Below are 5652 nucleotides of genomic sequence, written 5' to 3'. Positions count from 1 at the left end.
GGGGGAATCGGGACGGCGTTCGGAGGGGGAGAGCGGGCGGGGAGGGAGGCGGGGCTACGAAGGGCTGGCGGACGCGATCAGGGCGATCCACTCGCGGATCTCGGAAACCGCGGCATCCAGCTCCTGGATGGGAAGGTCCGTCTCGGAAGCCATTCGCGCGAACGGCTCGCGCCACTCTTCCGGCGGGACGAGCGCGGGCGGCCACGCGTGGGTTCCCCGCCGCGCGAAAACATCGGCGCACGCGGACGCCAGCGCCGTGTGATCCTCGATGAACTGCCGGAGAAGCAGCAGGTCCACGAGATCGCGAAAGCGTTCGTTCTGACGGCCTTCCGGCATGGGCAATGTCATGCCGTGCAGCTTTTGCGCGACGTGGTGGCGCAGCGACAGGCACTCCACGTCGTCCGGACCCGTGAGGCCGAATTCCTGGAGGAGTGGAAGACCGGGCACGAGCTCCACCTCCGTCTCGCCCTCACGGCGTGCCACGTCCACCTCCACGGTGCCCCACTCGCGGCCCATGTACGAGACCTGGACCTTCACGCGCACGGCGCCGTTCAGCATCCGGTGCTCGCGCCCCTTGCGGCGAAAGGTAAACGCCTCGTACGGGCTGGCCAGCAGGTCTTCGAGCTCCAGCAGGAGATCGCCGCCGTCGCGGTTGAGGATGAGGTCCATGTCCCGGGTCGCGCGTGCCTGGTTCCGAAGTCTGAGCTCCAGCGCCACGCCACCCTTCACGACGAACGCCGGCCCGCCGTCTTCCTCTCGCCGAGCCTGGCGGAGCGCACCCGCGAGCGCCATGAAGGACACGAGCCGCCGTACGCGCGCTACGTCGGCATCGGCGCGGCGCGCGTACGCAACCACGTAGCGCGTGAGGGTGCGTTCGGAGGCGGGAGGTCGCACGGGCTTGGTCATGGTCCGGTTCCTCCCAGGAGCTCGCGTTCGAGTTTCTGTGCCTGACGCACGCGGAGGTGCCCCGTCCGCCGTCCATCCACGATCGCCTGGCGGACCAGCGCAGCCCCGAGCCTGGCCGCGTCGCAATCACGGATGGTCCGCTCGGGGGTGGTGACGGGGACACCTTCGTAAATATTCACATCGTCTTCATGGAGGTCAATATGGTGGAGAGCCAGCCGTTTGGGCACCTCCCGCCGTAGGCGCCAGGTTCGGGGGACCGTCAGGTGGATCCTGGCGGGGTTTGCATCGGAAAGCCCGTAGAGGGCCAGCGCGGTCTCGTGCGAGATCACCCCCCGGATCGACAGGGGCCAGAGCGTCGCTTCCACGTACGGGTCCATGGGTCCGTCCGGAAAATGAACCAGGCGGTACAGGCCATGGCTTACCCGCTCCAGGCTTCCGCGCGTGGTCAGGTTGTGGATCGCCTGCTTCGTGATCCCCGCGAGCCTGGCCTGGACAGCGGTGAAGTACCCGTTCTGTTCCGAAGCCAGGTCATAGATGCGCGTCTGGGCTGCACCAGGCATGGGTGGTTGGCAAAAGGTACACAAAACGTTGACTGAGCGGCATGAATGCCATGAGATTTCATGGCTCGTTCTCTGACGAAGAGTACACGTTATGTGTACCTTTTGGCAAGTCGAAACATGCGAAAAGGCGCGGAAAAGCCAATCTCCGCGCCTTTTCGGCTATGTGCCCTGCTGCCGGCCCTACGCTCCCTTCGTCTCCGCGATCCAGCGCTCCACCTTGGCGCGCAGCATGGGCAGCGTCACGGCGCCGTCGCCCAAGACGACATCGTGGAACGCGCGGATGTCGAAGCGGTCGCCCAGCGCGCGGCGGGCCTGCTCGCGCAGCCGCACGATCTCCAGGTAGCCCGTCATGTACGTGATCAGCTGGCCGGGCGTGGCCGCGTGGCGGTCCGCGTAGACCTCGGCCTGGGCGCGGGGACGGCGGCTGATGGACATCATGGAATCCACCGCCTGCTCGCGCGTCCAGCGGCCCGCGTGGATGCCGGGGTCGATCTCCAGAGCCACCAGCGCGTCCGCGAGGTGCGCGTAGATGCCCGCGCGCATGATGGGGTCGCCGAACGCGCCGATCTCGTCGGCCACGCGCTCGGCGTACATCCCCCACCCCTCGATGAACGCCGACGTGCTCAGCAGCCGCATCACGGGGTGCGGCACGGGGCGCTCCTGCGTCCACGCGATCTGCAGGTGGTGGCCCGGCCACCCCTCGTGCGCCGTGGACGTGCCCAGGTCCATGCGCGAGCTGCGCTCGGCGTTGCCCAGGTTGATCCAGAAGGTGGCCGGTCGCGAGCCGTCCATGGGCGCCTTGTCGTACCACGCGCCGGGGCGCGAGCGCTCCTGGTACACCGGCCCCGCCTCCACCACCATGGGGATGCCCGGCACGCGCGAGAACGCGCGGGGGATGAGCGTGCGCAGCGTGTCCGTCTGCGCGCGGGCGGCTTCCAGCTTGGCCTCGCGGCTGGCAAAGAAGTACGCCGGGTCGCTCCGCATCTGCTCGCGCGCCGTGCCCAGGTCCGCCTGCCCCGTGACGGCCGTGGCCAGGGGACGAAGCTCCGCCTCCAGCTCCATCCGCGCCGAACGCGCCATGCTCGCCAGCTCGGCGGGGGCCACGTCCAGCGACGTTGCCCGGCGGATAACGCCGCGGTAGCACGCCTCGCCGTTGGGCAGCGACCACAGGCCCACGTCCGTGCGGGCGCGCGGCAGGTAGTCGTCGCGCAGAAAGCGCAGGTACTCGCGCATGACGGGGTAGACGGAGTCGCGGACGATGGCGCTCGACTCACGCACGTACTCCGGGTCCGTCGAGCGCGTCGTCAGGGCCCAGAACTGCGACGCCTGGGCGGAATCCGCCAGCATCCCCTGCAGCTGGTCGATCACGCGGAGCACGTTCTCGCGCGGGGCCGTGTACCCGGCGGCCAGGCCCGTGCGCAGGTTGTCCATCTCCACGCGGGCGTAGCGGGGCAGGTCGCGCCAGCGGGCCAGCGTGCGCGCGCGGTCGTCCGGCGTCTCGGCGCGCGCCGAGGCGGCGTCGTTGCCCACGCCGATGTGCCAGCCGAAGATCTGGTCCACGGCCCACAGCTCGAACCGGCAGGCGCGCGCGGCCGCGTCGCCTTCCAGCGACTCGCGCAGCATGCCCTGGATGAGCCACTCCGGCTGGCCGAACAGCGCGTCCGCGTCCACCGCGCGCAGGCGGGCGAGGTAGGTGTCCTGCTCGCGGTCCCACGCCTGCTGCGCGGCGACCGTGTTGTCGTTCCAGCGGTCCGCGGATGGCCCGGTGCCCAGTGTCTCGGCCGTGCCGGGAAAGCGGGCCAGGACGGCGGCCAGGTAGTCGTCCGCGATCCGGCGCACCTGCGCGGCCTCGGCGGAGGCGGGCGGGGCGGAGGGGGACGCGGCCGGCGCGTTCTGCGCCAGCGCGGGGGATGCCAGGGCCGCGGCGGCGGCAAGGGACAGCGCGCGCAGGCCGGCGCGCACGGGGATGGCGTTCATGGCAGGGTGCTCGGGTGTGTGGGTCACGCCGGCGGGGCTGAATCCGCTCCGGCGAGGAAGGGAACGTCCAGGTAGCGGCAGAACAGGCGCGCCAGCTCGCGCGCCATCGTGCGCTCGTCCACGGGCCCCATGGACGGCTCCATGTGCCCGAACAGCACGCTTTCCCGCAGCGCCGACGAGCACGCGCTGAAGGCGAAGCGGACGGCGAACGCGGGATCGGGGTGCTTCACTTCGTCCATCCGTTCCGCCAGCAGGCGGCGGAACGGCTCGTGGACGCCCTGACGGAACGCGGCCCACGCGGAGCTGTCGCGCACCGTCTCGGGGTTGCCGCGCGTGCGGTGCACCATCTCGCGCAGCACCGTCCAGTGCGTGTCGCCCACGCGCAGGATGAGGGCGAAGTACGCCTCGGCGATGGGCGCCAGCGGGGCGCCGTCCCACCGGCCGGGGGCAAAGACCTGCTCGGCTTCGGCGAGCGCGTCGCGGACGTAGCCGGCGTAGAGCGCGTGCAGCAGCAGGTCGTCCTTGCTGGCGAAGCGGGCGTAGAACCCGCCCACGGACACGCCCGCGCGCCCGGCTACCTGCTGCACGGACACGTCTTCGAAGCGCGCCTCGCGCAGCAGCTCGGAGAACGCGCTGAGGATGCGCTCCTCCGTCTGCCGGCTGCGCGGCTGCCGCGGCCGTCGCGCGGGTGCGGGTGATTCGGGCATGGGGCGATGGCGGAGGGTGTGACGAACCAAAATGCGAATCGCATTCTGATTTAAGGGTGCGCGAGCGGATCGGCAAGGGCCCTCACCCGCTCGCTGTCGCTCGCACCCTCTCCCGCAAACTGCGCGGGAGAGGGTATACACGTCTACGAGCTACCTGCAGCGGAGCACGAAATCATCGGATCCGTAGTTCTCCCCCTCCCCCCGCGGAGCGGGGGCCGGGGGGTGGGGGCCCTCCGCGGGCGAGACACACGCCGCGGAGCTGCACGAGCCCCACGTACCTCCGTACTCCGTACCTTCGTACCGCGGGTCAGACCGCGTCGCTCAGCGAGCTGAACGTGAAGTCGCGGGCCTTGATGGCGGGCACCAGCACCGAGCCGCCGCCCTCGCCGCCGTCATCCGCGCTCACGGCCACGGGCGCGCTCATCTGCTCGATGTTGTTGAGCAAAAAGATGGGCGACTCGTTCCAGCGCAGGTTCTTGACGGCCGTCGTGATGCGCCCGTTCTCGATGAGGAACGTGCCGTCGCGCGTGAGGCCCGTGAACAGGATGGTGCGCGGATCCACGGGGCGGATGTACCACATGCGCGTCACCAGCAGGCCACGCTCCGTGCCGCGGATCATCTCGTCCATGCTGGCGTTGCCGCCCGTCATGGCCCACGAGCCCGGGAAGCTGTTGGGCTGGCGCCCGCTCTTTTGCGCCCAGAACCGGTCGTAGAACAGGTCACGCAGCACGCCGTTCTCCACCCACGTGGCGCGGCCCGAGGGCAGCCCCTCGAAGTCGAACGGCGCGAACGGCACCCGCGGATCCGCCGGGTCGCTCGTGATGCTGATGCGCTCGTCGATGAACTTCTCGCCGATCTTGTTGCCGCCGCCCTGCTTGCTGAAGAACGAGCGGCCCTCGTCCGCCTGGCGCGCGTTCATGGCGAACGCCAGCAGGCTCACCAGGTTGGCCACGGCCGTGGGCTCCAGGATCACCGTCCACTCGCCCGGCTCCACCGCGCGCGGGTTGCGCGAGGCCTCGGCCTTCTGGATGGCGCGGGCGCCCACGTCTTCCAGGTTGAGCTTGCTCCAGTCGTTGCCCGCGCCGCTGGCCCAGCCGCTCCCCGTGCCGTCTTCCGTGCGCACGGTGGTGGACAGGCTGGCGCCCGTGCCGCGGGCGTAGGCGAACAGGCCCTTCTTGTTGGCCACGGCCATGGACGTCGTGGCGTGGTTCAGGAAGCCGGTGGAGACGAGCCCCTGCCGGGCCGCGGGGCCGGCCACGGCCATCACGGCGCGGGCGCGGTCCTCGGGCGTGAGCGCGGCCGTCGTCTCGAAGTACGGCTCCACGCTGGGGTACTGCTGGGGCGGCAGCTCGCCCAGGTACTCGGGGTCCTCGGGCACCAGGCGCGCCAGGCGCTCCGACGTCTCCACCACCCGGCGCAGCGCCTCGTCGTCAAAGCCGTTGGTGGTGGCCGAGGCGACCTTCTTTCCGAACGCGCTGGTGACGGTGATGTTGGCGTCGTAC

At 70.4% G+C, this 5652-nt stretch carries 5 protein-coding genes; all 5 read right to left on the bottom strand.

Annotation, left to right across the window (positions count from 1 at the left end; genetic code table 11):
- Positions 1-54 precede the first annotated feature (54 nt).
- On the bottom strand, positions 55-906 hold the full coding sequence (locus tag VFZ20_RS12460; RefSeq protein ID WP_329684211.1) for a nucleotidyl transferase AbiEii/AbiGii toxin family protein: 852 nt from the start codon (positions 904-906) through the stop codon (positions 55-57).
- Complete coding sequence (locus VFZ20_RS12455) at positions 903-1466, bottom strand: type IV toxin-antitoxin system AbiEi family antitoxin domain-containing protein (protein ID WP_329684210.1); 564 nt, start codon at positions 1464-1466, stop codon at positions 903-905. Before VFZ20_RS12455 ends, VFZ20_RS12460 begins: the two co-directional genes overlap by 4 nt.
- A gap of 180 nt (positions 1467-1646) precedes the next feature.
- Positions 1647-3443: a DUF885 domain-containing protein gene (locus tag VFZ20_RS12450; protein WP_329684209.1), complete on the bottom strand. Its 1797-nt coding sequence runs from the start codon at positions 3441-3443 to the stop codon at positions 1647-1649.
- Positions 3444-3466: 23 nt separating this feature from the next.
- The gene (locus tag VFZ20_RS12445) at positions 3467-4150 is read right to left on the bottom strand and encodes a TetR/AcrR family transcriptional regulator (protein ID WP_329684208.1); all 684 of its coding nucleotides are present in this window, start codon (positions 4148-4150) and stop codon (positions 3467-3469) included.
- Positions 4151-4457: 307 nt separating this feature from the next.
- Positions 4458-5652, bottom strand: a 1195-nt coding sequence (locus VFZ20_RS12440; protein WP_329684207.1) for a TldD/PmbA family protein, incomplete at its 5' end; no start/stop codon positions are given.

This window comes from Longimicrobium sp., assembly GCF_036280135.1.
Taxonomy (GTDB): domain Bacteria; phylum Gemmatimonadota; class Gemmatimonadetes; order Longimicrobiales; family Longimicrobiaceae; genus Longimicrobium.
Note: the sequence above shows the minus strand (reverse complement) of the source record. Positions and strands in the feature narration are given on the sequence as shown.